The sequence below is a fragment of the Rhizobium sp. R339 genome (assembly GCF_002211395.1).
Taxonomy (GTDB): domain Bacteria; phylum Pseudomonadota; class Alphaproteobacteria; order Rhizobiales; family Rhizobiaceae; genus Rhizobium.
This window is the reverse complement of the sequence record NZ_LOKV01000026.1, coordinates 306,340-326,652: the sequence shown is the minus strand read 5'-3', so window position 1 is coordinate 326,652 and position 20,313 is coordinate 306,340. Positions and strand designations below refer to the sequence as shown.

Sequence of the window (20,313 nt, the reverse complement as noted above, 5' to 3'; positions counted from 1 at the left end):
GGTTATCGGGAGCAGCCGCCCGGCCTGCCTCAGCCTGAAATCTGCCTGGCGCAGATCCTGGTCATTTCGTGTAGAAGGTCATATTGCCGTTGCGTGCCCGCGAAACCCATTCGATGTCGTTCGCGGTAAGCTTCTTGGTCTTGAGCTGAGCCGTAAGCCATTTGTTCGCCCGAACCGCATCTCTGATGGCTTTGACATGCTCTTCGCTTCCCGGTTGGGGGTGTGAGCCGGTCTCCGAAAAACCTGCCATACGATAGCTGACGATCGTGAATCGTCTGTCGTGATAAGTCCGCACCGCCTCAGGCAGATTCTCGCTCCAGTTCATTCTGCGATATTCGCGTCTGCTCTGCTGGGCCTCGACTGGCGCAGTTCCGGTGACGGCAGTCAACACGGCAAGTCCAATGATCATGGCCATCTTCATCGCTCTAACTCCCGAGAACAAAATGATATTCGGCCGTGGAGGATAGCTCATGCGTCGGCGTCAGGCATTGAGCACGATCAATGCCGTTCAAACAATAGCGGCGTCCCCACTACGCATTGAACCGGATTGCGGCGTCTATTCTTTGGGAGGAAGATTGCGTCCGGCAGCCGATCGCCGAGGCGATATCAGCATCGGAAAAGGCGCCTTTCGGGAGGGGGCCATGACAACGTCGCCAAATGGCAAGAGTTTGGGACTTGCCGCCTGCACCGCCATCGTGGTCGGAAACATGGTTGGGTCGGGCTTTTATCTGTCGCCGGCCGCGGTCGCGCCCTACGGCAACCTCGCGATCATCGTCTGGATCCTCATGGGCGCGGGCGCGATCTGCCTCGGCCTCACCTTTGCGCGCCTGGCAAGCCTCGTGCCTGCCGTCGGTGGTCCCTACGCCTATACGAGGCTCGCCTACGGCGATTTCGCCGGCTTTCTGATTGCCTGGGGCTACTGGATTTCCATCTGGACCTCGCTGCCGGTCATCGCCATTGCCTTTGCCGGCGTGATGGTCGATCTCTTCCCCGCGCTCGGCAATCGCTTCGCCGCGACCATGCTGACGCTTGGGGTGATCTGGGCGATTGTGCTCGTCAATCTCCGCGGCGTTCATGCGGCGGGTCTCTTTGCGCAGGTTACCACCTACGCCAAGCTTCTCCCCTTCGGCGCCGTCGCCATCATCGGCCTCTTCTTCATCGACACGTCCCATTTCTCCGAATTCAATCCAAGCGGCCAGCCGCTGCTGCAGTCGATCGCGACGCTGGCGCCGCTGACGATGTTTGCCTATCTCGGGCTGGAATCGGCAACCGTGCCTGCAGGCGATGTCGAAAACGCGGAGCGGACCATCCCGCGCTCGACCGTCCTTGGAATCTCGATCGCCGCAGCGCTTTACGTGCTCGGCACGATCGTGGTGATGGGCCTCGTGCCGCGCGAGCAGCTTATTCGCTCGGTCGCGCCCTTCTCCGAAGCAGCCGGCATGATGTGGGGGCGCGGCGGCGAGCTGGCGATCTCGATCGCCGTCCTGGTCTCCTCGATCGGCGCCTTGAACGGCTGGACCCTGCTGATGGGGCAAGTGCCGATGGCCGCTGCCCGGGATGGGCTGTTTCCTCCGCTTTTCGCGCGGCTCTCTTCCCGTGGGGTACCGGCTCTGGGCATGATCGTCTCGGCTTTGTTCGCGACCCTGCTGGTTCTCGCTCAGGCTGTCGGGGCCGAAGGATTCGCTGCAGCCTATCGGCTGATGGTCGGGCTGAGCACGATGGCCGCCGTCGTTCCCTACGCCTTCTGCTCACTGGCCGGCACTCTTGTGGCCGGCGTGACGCTCGGGCGGATGCCGCGCGTCAGCGCCATCGAACTGATCGCCTTCGTTTTTGCGATCTTCACGCTCTATGGCTCAGGCGCGGAGCCGGTGCTCTACGGGCTGGTGCTGCTGATGCTCGGGATCCCCGTCTACGTCTGGCAAAGGCGTAACGCAGCGCCCGCAATCGAACGTCAGAAGACGTCAGGGGCCGCGACAACGCACCCGGCCGTGTCGGGATAGGTCGGCTCGAAGGGCCGGACGGGGTTCAGGCGTGCCAGCTCAGGCCGGAAAAGCTCTCGCTGATGATTGTTCCGCGTTCGCCGCGCACCATTCCCGCAATGTCGGCAAGGCCTCCGATCGCAGCGGTCCTGCCGCCCATGCGCGCAAAATGGCAAGCGGCATCGACCTTTGGGCCCATTGATCCGGCCGGGAAGGAAAACTGCTTGAAATCGTCGGGACGGGCCCGATGGATCGCCTTCTGGGACGGCTTGCCCCAGTCGGTGCAGACGGCCTCGGCATCCGTCGCCATGATCAGGAGATCGGCGTAAAGCTCGCGCGCCAGAAGCTCCGAGCAGAGATCCTTGTCGATCACGGCTTCGACGCCGATCAGCTTCCGGTCGGCACCCTTTTCGTACCTCGTGGGAATGCCGCCGCCGCCCGCACAGATGACGATCGTACGCTGCTCCAGCAGCCAGCGGACCGGACGGATCTCGAAGATGCGCTTCGGCGCCGGCGATGCGACGACGCGCCGCCATTTTTCACCGTCCTGCTTGAAGACCCAGCCCTTTTCCGTGCGGATCCGATCCGCCTCCGCCTGGTCGTAGACCGGACCGACGAACTTGGTGGGGTTCTGGAAGCCGGGATCGGCGGCATCGACTTCCACCATGGTCAGCAGCGTCGCCAAAGGCTGCTCGAACGGCAGGAGATTGCCGAGCTCCTGCTCCAGCATGTAGCCGATCATGCCTTCGGTCTCGGCGCCGAGAACGTCGAGCGGGTAGGCTTCCTCGGGTTTGTAGGCTGCCCCCTGGAGCGCGAGCAGTCCGACCTGCGGGCCGTTGCCGTGGGTGACGACGATCTCATGTTCGGCAGCCAAGGGCGCGATCGCCTGAGCCGCGATGCGCGCATTCCGTCTCTGGGTATCGGCCGTCATGGCTTCCCCGCGCCGGAGAAGCGCATTGCCGCCGAGCGCTATGACCACACGCATGTTAATCTCCCAAGGTAGCGACGAGCAGGGCCTTGATCGTATGCAAGCGATTTTCCGCCTGCTCGAAAGCGACATTGGCCTCGGATTCGAAGACGTCGTTGGTCACTTCGAGACCGTTCTCCATGCCGTAATCTTCGGCGATCTGCTTGCCGAGCGTGGTTTCGGTATCGTGGAACGCCGGCAGGCAATGCATGAACTTGGTCTGCCGGTTGCCGGTCGCCCTCATCAGGTCCTGGTTGACTTGATAGGGAGTGAGCAATTTGATGCGTTCGCGCCAGACATCCTTCGGCTCGCCCATCGAAACCCAGACGTCGGTGTGGATGAAATCGACGTCCTTGACCGCCTCTCTGGGATCTTCGGTCACCAGCAGCCGCGCGCCGGAAGCCTGCTGCAAATCCTTGGCGATCTTCATGTATTCTTCCGAAGGCCACAGCGATCTCGGCCCGCAGATACGCACATCCATTCCGAGCAGGCAGCCGACGATCAGCAGCGAATGGCCCATGTTGGAGCGGGTGTCGCCGACATAGGCATATTTGATTTCAGCGATCGGCTTGTCGCTATGTTCGCGCATCGTCATGACGTCGGCGATCATCTGCGTCGGATGATATTCATCCGTCAGGCCGTTATAGACGGGCACCCCGGCGTATTTTGCCAGCGTCTCCACGCCTTTCTGCGCGGAGCCGCGATACTCGATCGCATCATACATGCGCCCCAGCACCCGCGCCGTATCCTTGAAGGATTCCTTGTGCCCGATCTGCGAGCCGGACGGATCGAGATAGGTCACGTTGGCGCCCTGGTCCGAGCAGGCGACTTCGAAAGCGCATCTCGTCCGCGTCGAGGTTTTCTCGAAGATCAGGCAGATTTCCTTGCCTTTCAGGTGCTCCTGCTCGGTGCGAGCATATTTCGCCCGCTTTAAGTCGCGGGCGAGGTCGAGGAGATAGCGGAATTCCCGCGGGGTATAATCCTGCACGGTCAGAAGCGAGCGATTGCGCAGATTGAAGCTCATGGTCTTGCTCCGTCGGTCCGGTTCGTGAGTGTGAAACGTCAGTAAGCGGGCTCGCGCCAGATGGGGCATGTCATGCAATGCCCGCCACCACGGCCGCGGCCGAGTTCGGAGCCGCGAATGGTGATGACCTCAATCCCCGCCTTGCGCAGAAGCGTATTCGTGTAGGTGTTGCGGTCGTAGGCGACGACGACGCCGGGCTCGAGTGCCACGACATTGTTGCCGTCGTCCCATTGTTCGCGCTCGGCCTGGTAGGAATTGCCGCCGGTTTCGACGGTGCGCAATTGCGCCAGGTCGAGCGCCTCGGCGACGACATCGAGCATCGGCCGATTTTCGGGGTGAATCTCGAAGGTGCCGTCGTCGTCCTTCGGATACATGCTGTAGCAGCGGACCTGATCGACGACCTCGGCAAACAGCGTGACGACATCGCGATCGCAGAAGCTGAAAACCGTGTCGAGGTGCATGGCCGCACGGCTCTTCGGGATGAGGCAACCGATCACCCTCTTTGCGGCCTTGCCTCTGAACAGGGCCTGCGCCACCTGGCCGACCGCCTGATAGGTGGTGCGCTCGCCCATGCCGATCAGGACGGTGCCATTGCCGATCGGCATGACGTCGCCTCCCTCCATCGAGGCATTGGCGAACGGATGGTCCGAATCTCCCCACCAGATCTGGAAATCGCCGCCGAGGAAGGTCGGATGAAACTTGTAGATCGCACGCTGGATCAGCGTCTCCGCGCGTCTTGCCGGCCAGAACATCGGGTTGCAGGTCACGCCGCCGTAAATCCAGCAGGAGGGGTCGCGCTGGAACAGCGTGTTCGGGATCGGCGGGATGACGAAATCGGTCTCCGGCAAAGCGCTGAGCATCAGCGATTTTGCCTTGACTTCGGGCAGGTCGGAGATCGCGATGCCGCCGATCATGAAAGCGGCGAGCTGTGCCGGCGGCATTTCGTCAAGCCAAGGCCGTATCGCCTCGGCGATCTGCGAGCCGAGCACATTCGGCGTGATGCGCCGATCCAATACGAAATCGCGCGCCTGCTTGTTGGAGAGGGTTTGCCCCAGCAGGTCGTGGAGCTCGAGAACCTCGATCCCTCTTTCCTGCATCTTCAGCACAAAATCATAGTGATCCTTCTGGGCCTCATGCACCCAGAGGACGTCGTCGAAAAGCAAATCGTGGCAATTGGCAGGCGTCAGGCGCTGATGAGCCAGAGATGGACGGCAAACCATAACGGTTCTCAGCTTTCCAACCTCAGAATGAACACCGAAACCACGCATGCCGTCCTCCCTCCGAGCCTTCGGCGGCGGCCGCGCCGCCGGCTCTTTGAACACGCTCGCCTGCCTGGCAGACTATTTGCGCCGACCGTCACATGTCATTGATTGCAGACAAGGTGCGCTGCAGCATTTGCAGTTCTGCTCAACGAAGATCGGGCGCATCGCCTCGAACCCTCTGCCAAGCGCGCCAATGGGTCGGGTGGACGTCCAGGATCTCGCCGGTCAGGGCGTTGACCCATCCGCCAGGCATACGCCGGCAGGGAAAGACGAGGGCATGGACGCCTTCGTCGTCGATGACGGCGATCTCTATGTCCTCCTCGAACGGAGCTTCGACGACCAACAGCCACATCACCGAACCTTCCCGACGATGCACGAGCGTCGACCGGCGGGAGGCCACTATTTCCTCGGCCGGCGTAGTTTTCCTGCCAGCGCTTCCACGGACGTCGCAGTGACTTCCGTAGTGCCCTGCCTTCGTTTCAAACGACGGCGCCACGCTCCCCAACAGCGGTCGCGCCATTTTATAGGCCGTGGAGAACCTGTGGATCTCCATTGCGTCCCAGATTAGCTGAACAACGGACGAACGGCATTGAGCCGGATCAATGGCGACGGGGCGGAGCAAATCGCTGTCTTGTCTGGCCTTCGGCAGCTCGGGCCGGGCTGAAAGACCGATAGAGTCTACGCGATACTACTCCGATCACCCATCCAAAGATGGTAAAATCGCGCCACTGTTGAGACGGAAAGGCAGTCGAGACACTGAACGATATCTCAAGGGGCGGAGGAGACCATCATGTCCATCAAGATGGAGGCGCCGCATGTTGCTGGTTATAGTTCCATTGTTTCAAGCCTAGCGGGTCGAGCCTCGTTCACCGGGCAGCGGACGGCGAGCCGGAAACGCCTGTGCGTTTTGCCCGAGGGAGAGAACGTGCCTGGAATGGACAGTATCCGGCAACTTTATGAGCACCTGCCGGACGCGGTGTTCTTCATGGCCGCCGACAATAGGGTTTCGGCCTGCAACAGAGCTGCGGTGGCCTTGTTCGGTTATGAAGAAGGCGAATTGCTCGGCCGCAAGATCGACCTCGTCTGGTCTCCGACGCCGGATGTTCAGCTTAAGGGACGCTGGGCAGACCAGGGCGTACTGTGTGCCGGTATCGCGATGACCAAGAGCGGCGCCCGCTTTCCGGTTGCCCTGACCGTCATCCGGGAACCAGGCGAGAAAGAAACCTTCACTGCAGCGGTCTTCGAGGACTTCCGGACCGAGCGCGAAACATTGCAGCAGGTGCAGGAGCTTCGCAGCGAGCTGGCCCGGCTCGCACGAATAGCCGCGCTTGGAGAAATGACTTCGACCTTGGCGCACGAACTTTCCCAGCCGCTGACTTCGATCGGCGCATATGCGGAGGGCTGCGGGCGTCTTATGGAGAACGATCGCAAAGGGTGCCACGCGGAGCTTCGCGAAGCCCTGTCGAAAATTACCCAGCACGTTTTGTGGGCAGGAGCGATCGTCCAGAACATCCGCGAATTCGCAAAGCGCGGCGCCGACGAGAAAAGACCGGAAGCGATGCATGCGCTGATCCATGAGGCGACGCCCCTCGCCCTGGCGGGCTCCCGAGGCCAGGGGCTTCATACCGATTTCCAGTTCGACGCGGAGCGGGACATCGTGTCGGTCGACCGTATCCAGATCCTCCAGGTGCTGACAAATCTTCTTCGCAATGCAGTTGAGGCAACCGACGGCACGAAATTCCCCCATATTTCGATCCGCACCAGAATCGACGATTTCTCCCATCTTGTCGTCGACGTGTCCGACAATGGCTGCGGGATCGCCGCGGAGATCGAAGAGGCGCTGTTTCGTCCTTTCGTGACCACGAAACCTCACGGCCTCGGCATGGGTCTGGCATTGTCCAAGCGCATCGTCGAAGCGCATGGAGGCCGGATAAGCGCCCGCAGGGGACCGCAGCACGGTGCAACCCTCACATTTTCTCTTCCGCTGGTGGAGACCACAGCCAATGGCGAACGATCTTACGATCCATCTCGTCGATGACGAGGAACCACTCAGGCGCGCATTGACGTTCCTGCTGGTGTCGGCAGGCTTTGCCGTTCGTGCACACAGCTGCGCAAGAGCGTTTCTGGACCTTCTGCCTCTTTCGGGACGCAACTGCCTCGTGACGGACCTGCGGATGCCCGATATCGACGGCATCGAATTGCTCCGGCAGATGCACCGCTTCAACATGGAGATCCCGGCAATCGTCATCACCGGCCAGGGCGATGTCGCCGCGGCCGTTCAGGCAATGAAGGCCGGGGCCTTCGACTTCCTGGAAAAGCCGCTGAGGGATGACGCGCTGATTGCCGCCATCAACGGGGCGGTGGGGCAGAGGCGGGCCGGCGGAGCCATTGCCGGCTCCGAGAAGGTTGCAGCGCGACTTCAGCAGCTCACCGAGCGCGAACATCAGGTTCTGGCGGGCGTGCTCGATGGTTTACAGAACAAGATGATCGCCTATCATCTCGGCATCAGCGTGCGCACGGTGGAAGTCCATCGCGCCAATGTGATGGCCAAGATGGACGCGCGCAATCTGGCGGAACTCATGCGAATGGCCATTACTCTCGACGCCGCAGTACAATCCTTGGAAATACAGCTATGACGGCGACTATGGGACGGTAGCTGCGCCGCTCGGCTTGCGGCCATTCCCGATCTCCTTGACGATTTGTTCGGCAATTTCGTTTTCAACGTCGAGAATAGCCTGATTGCGCAGCTCGCGCTCGTAGCGGTTTGCCCAGACGACGGTTCCGTCGGCGCCGTTTATCAGGCGCACGTGCAGATGGAGGACCGTACCCTCGACAAGCGCGCTCCCCTGCAGGCTCAACAGCGAGCCGCTCGTCTCTGGGCCGGACCGGCCAGGCGCAAACACGACGAAATCGTCTACCTTCATGAGCTTTGCAATGAGCTGATCGGCAAGACCGCTGGCGAATTTCATTCCCTGGGCGTTGTCGCCGAGGACCGTAAAAGGTTCCACCATAATCCCGGTCTTGCTTCTCAGCGTCGACGGAACAGCAGCCGGTGAGGTTTCGGGCGGCGAAAGATAGGCCTCGAGAGGACGGATGAGCGCCAGTATCGCCATCGTGCCGAAGAGCGCGGGCACGCCGATCGGCAGCAGAAGATCGCGATAGCCCACCAATTGATCGGAATTGCTCCGCTTATTTCCGCCACTTGGCGGAGCGGCCGTTTCGTCGGCATCCGAAACGCCTTCGGCGCTCGAAAAATGCGGTGAATACCCACCTTTGGGAACGGTGATCCGGATCGGGTCGCGGCTACCGCAGACGAGATAGTAGCGTTCGAGGGCGCGGCGGATACGCCCCGCCTCGATGCGCACGACGGGATCGTTCTGCGCGTCGAAAGAAGCATCCCGCCCAAAAACCGCTTGCGCTATCGTATAGGCCTTGAGCTGCTCGCTGCGTCCTTCCAATGTCTCTTCAACGATATATTCCAGAAAATGCCGCCCGCGCTCGGGAACATGGAATTCCGCACTGGCGAGGATGCGATCAAGTTGCGCGCGCACGCCCGCACGGTCTTGAGATGCCAGGCTATGCCCCTTTTCTTCCAATGTCATCGGGAACCTCCCGCGATACCTCCGTATCGTTCTCAACAAGGGGTGTAGCTTTATACACCCGCTGGCGGCCCTGGGCTTCCGTAGCAATACTTAAGGGATATCTCGAATAACGGGACGGAGTGAAATTGCTTATGCTGCAATGCGGATGGGGGCGACGCATATGCTTTACGACCACACAATCCAACAGCACCCGGCAGCTGCGGGCCACCGCTATGGGGCGGCAGCGACGGCCAGGGATCACTCGATCAGGCTCAAGGCGGATGAGACAATCTATAGCGAAGGCGAAAACGCGCTTGCGATCTACCAGGTCGAAGCAGGCGCGGTGCGGATCTACCGCCTGACCGCCAGCGGGCAGCGGTATATCCTGTCCTTTTGCGGCAAGGGCGAATGGTTCGGGCTGGAAACGGGCAATGTGCGAACCGACTTTGCGGAAGCCGTCTGCGAGACTTGCATAAGGCCCTTTCGCGCCAATCGGGACGCGATCGTCCCCATCGATCTGCTTCACATCGCCCTGACGAACCTTGCGAAGGCGCAGCATAAACAGCTCGTCATCACCGAGCAAAGCGCCCTGAAGCGGGTGGCGGCCTTCGTATTCGAGATGGCCGATCGCCACCCGGAGGATCGCGAATTCGACATGATGATGTCGCGCACCGATATCGCCGACTATCTCGGCCTGACGGTGGAGACCGTCGCCCGCTGCTTCACCAAGCTCCGCGAAAAACGCATTCTTTGCCTGAACGGCAAGCTGCAACGCATCGTCCGCCTGCTCGATCGTGATGCGCTCATTGCACTGACGAGCTAATGCTTGCCGCGCAAACTGTGCGGCAGTTTCGGAAGACCGCTCTTGCCGCAGAAGGGGACTGAACATGACGCACGCATCCCGCACAGGATCGAAAGCATTGGCCAGGGCGCTCCTTGCAGGTCTGCTGCCGCTGACCGCCTTTCCGCTCGCCGGCGCTCAGGCGCAGGACAATCCGTTCGACCAGTTTCCCGTGATCATCCAGTGCAAATACAACGAAACCTACCACGCCTTTTACATATCGCGCGTCTCGCAGGACGGCATCGCGACCTATGTGGCGTCAGAGCGGATCGCCGGCACGATCACGCTCGACGGCAAGGCGAAGGCAATCGGCGGCGAAGGCGGCGGCAGCTGCGTCGGCAAAACGCTGACGGAGCTCCGCGCTTCCGGGCAAGCTTACGATATCAAGCGTTAGGTGTTTGAACAATGCGCGGATGCCAGCTCGGCGTGAGCGAACTGTCAACCAATGTCCGAGCAAACCCGGCCGCAATCATCTATGACGGCCAAGGCCGGTTGCACCTCCTTTTGATAAACGCGGCAAGCGGTCGGCGGATAAACAGATTGCGGCGGCAATAATCATCAGTGCCATGCCGATAAATCTCTGCGGTTCAGCGGGTTCGTTGGCGAAGACCACGCCGACGGAAACCGCAATGGCAGGAGACACAAAGGCGAAGCTGCCTGCCCTTGCGGGGCCGATGTCCCGCAAGAGCTGCATATAGATGCTATAGCCGAGCAGCGAACCGAAGATGACGAGAAAGAGCCAGCCCGCAACCGCTTGCCATTCCCATGGGGTGATCAGGCTTTCGGCCGAGCGAGGCTCAATTGCCAGCGAGGCAATCAGCAACACGCTCCCGCCAATCAGCGTGGTCAAGCCGGAAAGGCGCGCGCTGCCATAATTCGATATCAGCGGTTTTGCCAGCACGGATCCCCAGGCCGAGGAAATTGCCGCCCAGGCGATGGCGATGAGCCCGATCATTGGCAACCCCTTCTCCAGCCCAGTCAAATCTATGGACGGCGCGAACAGAAGGCCAAGGCCACCGACCCCAAGCAGCATCGCGAAAGCGCGAAGGCCATTCCACTGCTCCTCCCCCAGAACAATGCCGAAGGCGAGCAGCGCAAGTGGCGTCAAGGACATCTCCAGAACCGCCGCGGTTCCTGAAGGAACGAACTGCATGCCCCAGAACAGCGGGCCGTAAGAGAGCGCAATCATCAGCAGGCTGACGATGAGGAGACGTGTCTTATCCTCCTGACTGAAGGCTTTTCTTTGCCCTCTCGCCCAAGCCAAAGCGATGAAGACGGCACCTGCCACCATGAATCGCGTTGCGGCAAACATCATCGGGGGCACTGTTTCAACGCCGATCTTGACGGCGATCCAGGTCAGCCCCCACACGAAGCACAAAACGACGAATTTCAGGAGATTGCGGGTAGACGACATTGGCCCGGCCTTGCATTGTAACGGTTAAAGACCATTTATACCGTTACAACTTTATTCCTCTGGAGTTGTTCCAGACATGGCCACCTCGACAGCTGACATGCGCCTCAGCGGCGGTCATCCGGCCCTCGACCTCGCCAATACGGTCGACAGCCGGCGTGACCGTTGGGGGCCGGACCTCCTGCGGTCATTTGAAGACCTGCTGATCCTAACCGAACGGCTCGACCTCATCGATCAGCAAGCGGCGTCGCGACTTCGCGGGCAGGCGGAAAATGATCCGCGGAAGGCCGCTGCAGTGCTGGCAGACGGTTTAGCACTGCGTGAATCGATATACCGGCTCTTTCTTTCCGAGGACGCCGGAGAGTCCTACCCGGTCGCAGATTTGTCCCTGGTGGAAGATCGTGCACGACGCGGCCGGGCTCATCAGATCCTCGCAGCAGCCGGAGCCGGCTACTCGTGGACATTGCCTTTCGACGACCTTTCCCAACTGACTCAGTTCTTTGCGATCGAAGCGGTCGAACTGTTGATCGAGCGCGATCGGCGGCGGTCAGTGCGCGAGTGCAAGGGTGACAACTGCGGATGGCTGTTTATCGATCATTCCAAGAGCGGACGACGAATGTGGTGTTCAGACGCGAGCTGCGGCAGCCACGCTCGAATCAAACGCTTCCGATCCCGGATGAAAGGAGCTTAGGTGCTGGGGCCGAGGCGCTTCTCGCGAAGAAATTCCATGGAGTCGGCTCGCAATCACCGGTCTCAAAAAACTGGTCGGCACTGCAGGGGCCGCTCTCTCCGCCGCGTCGGGGCATCCGCCTCTAGGCCTCTCTCATGCCGCTATGGTGCGGACGTCACGGCCAAGCTCAACGACTTGAGCAGCCTCGCCACCGAGAGTGAACTGATTGACCAGATCACGCAGCTTGCTCGCCTCACCCGACAATGACGCTGCCGCGGCCGTGGATTGCTCGACCATCGCTGCATTCTGCTGAGTGGACTGATCCATTTGATTGACGGCTGTGTTGATTTCAGCAAGTCCGGTGGACTGCTCGCGCGCAGACGTCGCAATTGCTTCCATCAATTGATTAATTTGAGAAACTTGCTCGCTGATCTTGTTGAGCGACTGGCCGGTCTCAAGAACCAATTTCACGCCGGTGCCGACTTCGGTGGAGGACTTTTCGATCAACCCCTTGATTTCTTTCGCCGCCGTCGCTGCCCGCTGCGCAAGCTCGCGAACCTCTTGAGCGACAACCGCAAAACCCTTGCCGGCTTCTCCGGCCCGCGCCGCCTCGACACCGGCATTCAGCGCGAGGAGGTTGGTTTGAAAAGCAATATCGTCGATGACACCGATAATGCTCGATATCCGCTCGGAACTTTCCTCGATCCGCCTTATCGCCTGTTCGGCATGAGACACGACGGAAGCGGAACGTCCCGCGCTTATATTGGCCTCGTGTGCGACATTGCGAGCCTCATCTGTTCGCTTGGAGGCGGTCGCCACGTTCGCAGTGATTTGGTCAAGAGCTGCAGCCGTCTCCTCCAGCGAGGCGGCCTGCTGCTCGGTACGCTTGGAAAGATCTTGTGCACCAGAGGCGATTTCGCCTGTTCCATTGTCGATGCTGTGAACCGTCTGCAATACAGCGCCGATGGTCGTTGCGAGCTGTTTGAGGGAAGCATTGAAATCGCCGCGCAGTCGCTCGTACTCCGGAGCGAACGGCTCCGCCAGCCGGAAAGACACGTCACCCCCGGCCAGGCGTCTCAATCCATCACCCAGCGTCGTTGTTGCAAAACGCAACTGCTGTGCCTCCCGCTCCGCGCGCTCCTGTGCTGCAGCGCGAGCCGTCTCGGACTGGTTCCGCGATATCTCTGCTTCCTGCTCTAAGCGGAGTACGTTCATGGCGTTCTGTCGAAACACTTCCACTGCTGCCGCCATCGCGCCGATCTCGTCGGCCCGCCCAGCGTAAGGGACCTCGCTTTGTAGATCGCCATCGGAGAGAATCTTCATGGCGGCGGCAATCCGGCGGATGGGATTGGCGATTCCGAAAACGGCAAACATTGCTCCGGCCAAGGTGACCATGATCGAGAGAGCGGCGATCAATGCGGTAATGGTGAAAGCGAAATTCGCCGTGGCGTCACTGGTGGTGACATATGTTTCCGTCTGCCCGAGAATAAAGGCCACAAGGTCCGCAACCTCCTGGCTCACCAGATCAGATTGCGGCTCCATGTTTTCCCGAAAGAAACTGATCGCCTCGGCGCTCTTCCCGTCATCCTGCAGTCGAACCATTTGCTCGGTAAGCTCAGCGTATTTTGCTAGCTCCGACTTGACCTGATTGATCAACTCGCGGCCTTTCTCCGTGCGCACACCTTTCACATATTCTTCGATCGCTTTGTCGACTGCGTCTCTCGTGTCGCCGATCAGCTTCGCTCCCATGGCTCGCTTTTCCGGCGACGCCTCCAGAAGGTACCGCGCAGAGGCCAACTTTAAATCGGAGAAGCCGCCCTTGATATCTCGGGCGGTTACCATCCGCTTCATCCAGAAGCCACCGATCTGCTGGGCATTGTCGTTCAGCGTCGAAATCGTGCTGAGAGAGTTGTAGGACAAGGCAATCAGAAAGGCACAAATGACAGCTAAGATGGCGATGAGGGTTTGCTTTACGGTCGGACGCTTCATTTGATTCTCCGATCTTCTGGCGCAAGTGCGGCTGAGATATCTGCGAGAATTCGCCTCGTTTGCTAAATTAGATTTAACTTTAATTGCCAAAGCCGTCGCTATCCGAAATATTTATGTCGCTTACAAACCACTCCTAGAAGTACTCCATTGTCCTGCTATCAGGGGTATCGCATCTGGAGAACTCATCGCGATCGAGATGGCGCCACGAAAGCAAGCCGCCACATATGCGAGTCAGAGTCGATGCGCGATTCGCCCTTGCTTTCTTCCAACGCGCGGGCTCGGCCGGATCTGGAGCGGGCCCGTGGCCCGAACCACCGAGAAGTGGGAAGCGGCTCGAAGGTCCGAACCAGTCTCGGGAAATGCCAGCCCCCAATGGGACCCACCGGTTGCCGGGAAAGACCGCCTAGACGCGCGGATAGCAGACGGAAAATGGAACGCATGAATCTGGGAAAAGGCAGATAGACGGACGCCCGTCGAAATAGCGTCACTATCCCGAGACCGCATTCGTGAGACTAATTTAGGAAAAAAATGGTAGCGGAGGAGGGATTTGAACCCCCGACACAAGGATTATGATTCCTCTGCTCTGACCTACTGAGCTACTCCGCCACTGGTCAAACGATACCTGCTCGCGAAGCGCTGCGGGCTCGTGGGATGAGCGGCTTATAAGGTGCGCTTCGGCTTTGTGTCAAGCGCATGATGGAGAAAAACGGCAGGCTTTGCTGCCCGCCCTCTCCTATCGGTTTCAAGCGGCGACGGGGCCGGCGAGCAGCGCCTTGAGCGACGCCTCGGCTGAGGGTTCGCGCTCGGAGCGTTCGATGAAACCACCGCCGAAAACGCGGGCATCGTCGCCAGGTGCGGAATAGAGCGCGCAGGCCTGGCCGGGTGCGATGCCGGCCTCGCCGACCGTCAGATCGACATAGGTGCCGGTGGCATCGACATGCAGCACGGCCGGCGCCGGCGCCCTGGTCGAGCGGACCTTGGCGTAGCAGGTGAAGCCTTCGCCGGACGCTGCTTCGCCAAGCGTTTCGTCACCCAGCCAGTTGACGTCGCGCAGATAGACGCGGTGCGTCTCCAGCGCCTCCTTCGGTCCGACGATGACGCGGCGCGAGCGGGCGTCGAGGTAGACCACGTAGAGCGGCTCGCCGGTGGCGATGCCGATGCCGCGGCGCTGGCCGATGGTGAAGTGCAGGATGCCTTCATGCGTTCCCAGCACGCGGCCGTCGAGATGGACGATCTCGCCTGCAAGCGCCGCGTTCGGCTTCAGCTTGGTGATGATGTCTGAATATTTGCCCTGCGGCACGAAGCAGATGTCCTGGCTGTCGGCCTTCTTGGCGACGACGAGGCCCATCTCTTCGGCGAGCCGGCGGGTCTCGGCCTTCGGCAGGCCGCCCAAGGGAAAGCGCAGATAGTCGATCTGCTCCTGCGTCGTGGCGAAGAGAAAATAGCTCTGGTCGCGGTCGGCATCAGCCGGCCGGAACAGCGCGCGGCGGCCGGGATTATCGGGCGAAGGGTTCGGCCTCGAGCGGATATAGTGGCCGGTCGCCAGCGCATCGGCGCCGAGTTCCTTGGCGGTCGCCAAGAGATCGGCGAACTTGACCGTCTGGTTGCAGGAAACGCAGGGGATCGGCGTTTCGCCGGCCACATAGCTTTCGGCGAAGGGATTGATCACCGTCTCGCGAAAACGCTTTTCGTAATCGAGCACATAGTGCGGGATGCCCAGCGTTTCGCAGACGCGGCGCGCATCGTCGATATCCTGGCCGGCGCAGCAGGATCCGGCGCGGTGAACGGCCGCCCCATGGTCGTAAAGCTGCAGCGTGATGCCGAGCACATCGTAACCCTGCTGTTTGAGAAGGCCGGCGACAACGGAGGAATCGACGCCGCCCGACATGGCGACGACGACACGGGTCTCTTCCGGCTTCTTGTCAAAATCCAGTGTGTTCAACGACGGTGCCAATTCTGCGCTGTTTCGATCCGCCGTTCTGACTTCGGAATGTGGCGGATTTCCTGCATTTCCGGCGGGATCGGCCGCCAGCTGTCATGGGCGACGGATATAGAAACTATTGCGCCCGCGCGCAAGTACCGGCTTTTCAGCCGGCTTGCGGCACCCATATGCGCATGCGCATTGCAGCTATTCGCAATCGGCCTTTGCCCGCCCGCCTTTCATCGCGTAGATGAAAATGACCCACCTTAGAAGATTCGGATATATGACAGCCGCCTCAACCACGCTTCGCGGCGTCCTTGTCGCATTCGCCGGCTATGCCGTCTTTGCTTTCAGCGATGCATCGATCAAAGCCTTGCACGGCACTATTCCCGCCTTTCAGGTCGCCTTCATCGGCGCGGTGCTCAGCATGTCCGCCCTTCCCTTCATCAAGGGGCGGGGCGATTCATGGCTCGACATCTTCACAACGACCAACCGGCCGCTCTGGATGGCGCGCTTTGCCGCCGGCGCGGCCGGCTCGATCGCCTCCATCATCGCCTTCACAAAGCTGCCGATGGCCGAGGCCTTCTGTCTGTTGTTCCTGCTGCCGTCCGTCGTCACCATCCTCTCGGTGATTTTTCTCAAGGAGGATGTGCGCTGGCAGCGCTGGGCGGCCGTCATCGTCGGCTTCCTCGGTGTGCTGGTCGTCCTGCGGCCCGGCTTCCGCGAACTGTCCGCCGGACATCTGGCCGCAACCATCGGCGCCGTCGCCGCCGGTGTCGCCATCGTCATCCTGCGCGCGCTCGGCCCGGCCGAGAAACGGCTGTCGCTCTATGGCGCCTCCCTGCTCGGCACGCTCATCGTCAGCGGCGTTCTGATGCTCTCGAAGATCATCGTACCCTCTCCGCAGCAATGGGTCTTTCTCGCAGGTTACGGATTGCTGGGTGCAGCGGGAAACGTGATGCTGATGACGGCCGCACGCCTCGCCCCGGCAACACTCGTTGCGACACCGCAATACAGCCAGATGATCTGGGCCATCGCCTTCGGCTATCTCTTCTTCAACGATCGGGTCGACCTGCCGATGGCCTTCGGCATCGTGCTCATCGTCTGCTCCGGCCTGCTGACGCTGATCCGCGAGCGCAAGCGCCACGTGCCTCTGCCCGCAGCCGTTGCCTCCGGCGACGCGCAATCGCCACTGGCCACGACACCGGCCGAAGGCGATGCGCAGGCGCCTGGGCGATAGAGCCTCGCAATCTCGCGATCAGCAAGTGTCCCAATTTGGGATTAATCCGAACCTACTAAAATAATACTCCTTCCGTGGAACGATTCCCCATGTCGCGCGTTGCACGGGCATGTCGCAATCGAATTGCTGAGGAGGGTTTCATGGGCAGGTTCGGCACGACGACGGATTACGACAGGATCAGACACTGGATCGAAGAACGTGGCGGCCATCCCGCCCGCATCAAGAACGCGACCGACAGCGAAACCGTCCGTGTCGATTTTTCCTCGGAAACGCAGGAAGATATTTCCTGGGACGAATTCTTCCGGGGACTCGATGGCAGCAGGCGCGCTTTCCTTCATCGCACCAAGGCTGAGGACGACAGAGCCCGTTTCGGCAAGATGGTCCGCCGCAAGCGTTTGCCTCACTGAAATTGCGCATTCCTGACGCAGAAAACCCGGCGCCGTTTCCTGCGCCGGGTTTTCCATATTCCTTGGGAGGAGGAAAATCAGTCGATGTTGAACGTCAGCAGCTTTGCCTGGCGGATCGCCTGGTGGGCCGTCAGCTGCGCGAGCACGCCGTCGTCCACCTCGCCATCGACATAGAGCAGCGCGATGGCGTCACCGCCCTGCTTGTCGCGGCCGAGCTGGAAGTTGGCGATGTTGACGTTGGCGCCGCCGAGCGTGGTGCCGATGAAGCCGATCATGCCGGGGACGTCGGTGTTGGTGATGTAGATCATGTGCGAACCGACATCGGCATCGAGGTTGATGCCCTTGATCTGGATGAAGCGCGGCTTGCCGTCCGAGAACACCGTCCCGGCGACCGAGCGCGTCATGCTTTCGGTCGTCACCGTCAGCTTGATATAACCGTCGAACACGCCCGTCTTGTCGCGCTTGACCTCGGAAAGCACCACACCCTTTTCCTTGACCATGATCGGCGCCGAAACCATGTTGACGTCGGCGACCTGTGGGCGGATGAGGCCGGCAAGCACCGCACTGGTCAGCGCCCGTGTGTTCATGTTGGCGGTGATGCCGTCGTAGAGGATCTCGATCTCCTTGATCGGCTCTTCGGTGACCTGGCCGACGAAGGCGCCGAGAACGTCGGCAAGACGGATGAAGGGCTTCAGGATCGGCGCTTCTTCCGCGGTGATCGACGGCATGTTGATGGCGTTGGAGACCGCACCCTTGACGAGGTAGTCCGCCATCTGTTCGGCCACCTGCAGGGCGACGTTTTCCTGCGCTTCGGTCGTCGAAGCGCCGAGATGCGGCGTGCAAACGACGTTCGGCAGGCCGAAGAGCGGGCTTTCCTTGGCGGGCTCGACCTCGAACACGTCGAAGGCGGCACCGGCAACATGGCCCGACTTGATGGCTTCGGCAAGAGCCGCTTCATCGACCAGGCCGCCGCGGGCGCAGTTGATGATGCGCACGCAGGGCTTGGTCTTCGCCAGCGCTTCCTTGTTGAGAATGCCGCGCGTCTTGTCGGTCATCGGCACGTGCAGGGTGATGAAATCGGCGCGGGCGAAAAGCTCGTCCAGCTCGACCTTCGTGACGCCCATCTCCTCGGCGCGCTCCTTGGAGAGGAACGGGTCATAGGCGACGACATGCATTTTGAGGCCGATGGCGCGGGCGCAGACGATCGAGCCGATATTGCCGGCGCCGATGACGCCGAGCGTCTTGCCGGTGATCTCGACACCCATGAACTTCGACTTTTCCCACTTGCCGGCCTGCGTCGAGGTATCGGCTGCCGGAAGCTGGCGGGCGACGGCGAACATCAGCGCGATTGCATGTTCGGCCGTCGTGATCGAGTTGCCGAACGGCGTGTTCATCACGATGATGCCGCGCCGCGAGGCGGCCGGAATATCGACATTGTCGACGCCGATGCCGGCGCGGCCGACGACCTTGAGGTTCGTCGCCCCCTGAATGATCTTTTCGGTCACCTTGGTGGCGGAGCGGATGGCGAGACCATCATACTTGCCGATGACTTCGAGCAGACGATCCTTGTCCTTGCCGAGCTGCGGTTCGAAATCGACTTCGACGCCGCGGTCGCGGAAGATCTGGACGGCGGTTTCCGACAATTCGTCGGATACGAGAACGCGAGGTGCCATGAGGGACTCCTTCAAAAATGTTCAGCGATGGATGAAATCAAGGGCTCCGCCCTGTGGCGGAGCCGGATGCTGTCACGTCAGGCAGCCGCCTGGGAGAGCTGCGCCTTCTGCGTTTCGAAGGCCCAGGAAAGCCAGGGCATCAGCTTCTGCATGTCGGACGCCTCGATCGTGGCCCCAGCCCAGATGCGCAAACCCGACGGCGCGTCGCGGTAATGGCCGATGTCATAGGCGACGCCTTCCTTCTCCAGGAGGCCGACCAGACCCTTGGCGAAGTTCGCCTGGCCGTCATCGTCGAGCGCCGCGATGTCCTTGTCGACGATCTTCAGGCAGACGGAGGTGTTGGAGGCTGTTTCCACCTTGACGGCGAGATTGGCGATCCAGTCGTTTGCCGCGACGAAATCGTGGATGACCTTGGCATTGGCATCGGCGCGGGCGATCAGCGCCTTCAGGCCGCCGAGCTCCTTGGCCCAGAGCAGCGCATCGATATAATCCTCGACGCAGAGCATCGACGGCGTGTTGATCGTCTCGCCCTGGAAAATGCCTTCCGTCAGCTTGCCGCCCGAGGTCATGCGGAAGATCTTCGGCAGCGGCCAAGCCGGCGTATAGGTCACGAGGCGCTCGACGGCGCGCGGCGAAAGGATGATGACGCCATGCGCGCCCTCGCCGCCCAAAACCTTCTGCCAGGAGAAGGTGACGACATCGAGCTTGGCGAAATCGAGTTCCTGGGCGAAGGCCGCCGACGTGGCGTCGCAGATCGTAAGGCCCTTGCGGTCGGCAGGGATGAAATCGCCGTTCGGCACGCGCACGCCAGACGTGGTGCCGTTCCAGGTGAAGACAACGTCGCGGTCAAAATCGACGGCCGAGAGATCGGGAAGCTCGCCGTAACCGGCTTCGAGCTTGCGCACATCCTTGAGCTTCAGCTGCTTGACGACATCGGTGACCCAGCCGGCGCCGAAGCTTTCCCAGGCGAGCATGTCGACACCGCGTTCGCCGAGCAGCGACCAGAGCGCCATTTCGACGGCGCCGGTGTCGGAGGCCGGAACGATGCCGATGCGGTAATCCGCCGGCACTTCGAGAATTTCACGGGTAAGGTCGATGGCCTGCTTCAGCTTGGCCTTGCCGACCTTCGCGCGGTGCGAACGGCCGAGAGCCGCGTCGGAAAGGGCTTCGAGCGACCAACCGGGGCGCTTCGAGCAGGGGCCAGAAGAAAAATGGGTATTGTGCGGACGGATGTCCGGCTTTGCGGTCTTCGCCATGATGCTATCCTCTCAGATAGAAAGCCCTTCGTTGGGGAAGGGTGTCCCGCCGCCGTGTCTATGGATCGGCGGCCTCATAGTCAAGACCGAAG

At 60.9% G+C, this 20,313-nt stretch carries 19 protein-coding genes and 1 tRNA gene; 8 read left to right on the top strand and 12 right to left on the bottom strand.

The genetic code is table 11. From position 1 onward, the window contains the following. Positions 1-61: 61 nt before the first annotated feature. Positions 62-421, bottom strand: a complete 360-nt coding sequence (locus tag ATY76_RS28520; protein WP_245310101.1) for a hypothetical protein — start codon at positions 419-421, stop codon at positions 62-64. Between the two features lie 220 nt (positions 422-641). Here ATY76_RS28520 and ATY76_RS28515 point away from each other — a divergent pair, with 220 nt between their 5' ends. Next, a complete protein-coding gene (locus ATY76_RS28515) occupies positions 642-2,000 on the top strand; it encodes an amino acid permease (protein ID WP_088678055.1) in 1,359 nt (452 codons plus the stop codon). Between the two features lie 25 nt (positions 2,001-2,025). Here ATY76_RS28515 and arcC read toward each other — a convergent pair whose 3' ends face one another. The 4 genes from arcC to ATY76_RS28495 form a co-directional block, all read right to left on the bottom strand. Next, positions 2,026-2,964 (bottom strand): carbamate kinase, encoded by a 939-nt coding sequence (gene arcC / locus ATY76_RS28510; RefSeq protein WP_088677999.1) that lies wholly within the window; start codon positions 2,962-2,964, stop codon positions 2,026-2,028. A 1-nt stretch (position 2,965) separates the two neighbouring features. Continuing rightward, positions 2,966-3,970, bottom strand: coding sequence for an ornithine carbamoyltransferase (locus ATY76_RS28505; protein WP_088677998.1), 1,005 nt, complete (start codon positions 3,968-3,970; stop codon positions 2,966-2,968). A gap of 38 nt (positions 3,971-4,008) precedes the next feature. After that, positions 4,009-5,238 carry an arginine deiminase gene (gene arcA / locus ATY76_RS28500; RefSeq protein ID WP_088677997.1) on the bottom strand — a complete coding sequence of 410 codons (1,230 nt, stop codon included), beginning with the start codon at positions 5,236-5,238 and terminating at the stop codon, positions 4,009-4,011. 139 nt (positions 5,239-5,377) lie between these two features. After that, positions 5,378-5,584, bottom strand: a complete 207-nt coding sequence (locus ATY76_RS28495) for a hypothetical protein (protein WP_088677996.1) — start codon at positions 5,582-5,584, stop codon at positions 5,378-5,380. 438 nt (positions 5,585-6,022) lie between these two features. On the opposite strand from ATY76_RS28495, the gene ATY76_RS28490 reads away from it, so the two are divergent. Both ATY76_RS28490 and fixJ read left to right on the top strand, forming a co-directional pair. Next, positions 6,023-7,270: an ATP-binding protein gene (locus tag ATY76_RS28490; protein WP_088677995.1), complete on the top strand. Its 1,248-nt coding sequence runs from the start codon at positions 6,023-6,025 to the stop codon at positions 7,268-7,270. After that, the gene (gene fixJ, locus ATY76_RS28485) at positions 7,236-7,868 is read left to right on the top strand and encodes a response regulator FixJ (protein ID WP_088677994.1); all 633 of its coding nucleotides are present in this window, start codon (positions 7,236-7,238) and stop codon (positions 7,866-7,868) included. The genes ATY76_RS28490 and fixJ overlap by 35 nt, the downstream gene beginning before the upstream one ends. Before the next feature lie 6 nt (positions 7,869-7,874). Here fixJ and ATY76_RS28480 read toward each other — a convergent pair whose 3' ends face one another. Next, positions 7,875-8,834, bottom strand: a complete 960-nt coding sequence (locus ATY76_RS28480) for a hypothetical protein (RefSeq protein WP_088677993.1) — start codon at positions 8,832-8,834, stop codon at positions 7,875-7,877. A gap of 145 nt (positions 8,835-8,979) precedes the next feature. On the opposite strand from ATY76_RS28480, the gene ATY76_RS28475 reads away from it, so the two are divergent. Beyond that, the gene (locus tag ATY76_RS28475; protein ID WP_088677992.1) at positions 8,980-9,636 is read left to right on the top strand and encodes a helix-turn-helix domain-containing protein; all 657 of its coding nucleotides are present in this window, start codon (positions 8,980-8,982) and stop codon (positions 9,634-9,636) included. A gap of 64 nt (positions 9,637-9,700) precedes the next feature. Continuing rightward, the gene (locus ATY76_RS28470; protein ID WP_088677991.1) at positions 9,701-10,048 is read left to right on the top strand and encodes a hypothetical protein; all 348 of its coding nucleotides are present in this window, start codon (positions 9,701-9,703) and stop codon (positions 10,046-10,048) included. 75 nt (positions 10,049-10,123) lie between these two features. Here ATY76_RS28470 and ATY76_RS28465 read toward each other — a convergent pair whose 3' ends face one another. Beyond that, positions 10,124-11,068: an EamA family transporter gene (locus tag ATY76_RS28465; protein WP_088677990.1), complete on the bottom strand. Its 945-nt coding sequence runs from the start codon at positions 11,066-11,068 to the stop codon at positions 10,124-10,126. Between the two features lie 76 nt (positions 11,069-11,144). Between ATY76_RS28465 and ATY76_RS28460 the strand changes: the two genes are divergently transcribed. Continuing rightward, positions 11,145-11,756: a CGNR zinc finger domain-containing protein gene (locus ATY76_RS28460; protein WP_088677989.1), complete on the top strand. Its 612-nt coding sequence runs from the start codon at positions 11,145-11,147 to the stop codon at positions 11,754-11,756. 132 nt (positions 11,757-11,888) lie between these two features. On the opposite strand, the gene ATY76_RS28455 is transcribed toward ATY76_RS28460, so the two are convergent. From ATY76_RS28455 to mnmA, 3 genes are all read right to left on the bottom strand, one after another. Beyond that, complete coding sequence (locus ATY76_RS28455; RefSeq protein ID WP_088677988.1) at positions 11,889-13,724, bottom strand: HAMP domain-containing methyl-accepting chemotaxis protein; 1,836 nt, start codon at positions 13,722-13,724, stop codon at positions 11,889-11,891. Positions 13,725-14,253: 529 nt separating this feature from the next. Beyond that, a tRNA-Met gene (locus tag ATY76_RS28450) sits at positions 14,254-14,330 on the bottom strand. Positions 14,331-14,466: 136 nt separating this feature from the next. Further along, complete coding sequence (gene mnmA / locus ATY76_RS28445; RefSeq protein ID WP_088677987.1) at positions 14,467-15,666, bottom strand: tRNA 2-thiouridine(34) synthase MnmA; 1,200 nt, start codon at positions 15,664-15,666, stop codon at positions 14,467-14,469. 262 nt (positions 15,667-15,928) lie between these two features. On the opposite strand from mnmA, the gene ATY76_RS28440 reads away from it, so the two are divergent. Both ATY76_RS28440 and ATY76_RS28435 read left to right on the top strand, forming a co-directional pair. Further along, positions 15,929-16,885: a DMT family transporter gene (locus ATY76_RS28440; RefSeq protein WP_088677986.1), complete on the top strand. Its 957-nt coding sequence runs from the start codon at positions 15,929-15,931 to the stop codon at positions 16,883-16,885. 140 nt (positions 16,886-17,025) lie between these two features. After that, a complete protein-coding gene (locus tag ATY76_RS28435) occupies positions 17,026-17,292 on the top strand; it encodes a hypothetical protein (protein WP_088677985.1) in 267 nt (88 codons plus the stop codon). Between the two features lie 77 nt (positions 17,293-17,369). On the opposite strand, the gene serA is transcribed toward ATY76_RS28435, so the two are convergent. Together serA and ATY76_RS28425 are read right to left on the bottom strand one after the other, a co-directional pair. Then, complete coding sequence (serA, locus tag ATY76_RS28430) at positions 17,370-18,965, bottom strand: phosphoglycerate dehydrogenase (RefSeq protein ID WP_088677984.1); 1,596 nt, start codon at positions 18,963-18,965, stop codon at positions 17,370-17,372. Between the two features lie 77 nt (positions 18,966-19,042). Further along, entirely contained in the window at positions 19,043-20,221 is a 1,179-nt protein-coding gene (locus tag ATY76_RS28425; protein ID WP_088677983.1) for a phosphoserine transaminase, read from the bottom strand. Positions 20,222-20,313 lie beyond the last annotated feature (92 nt).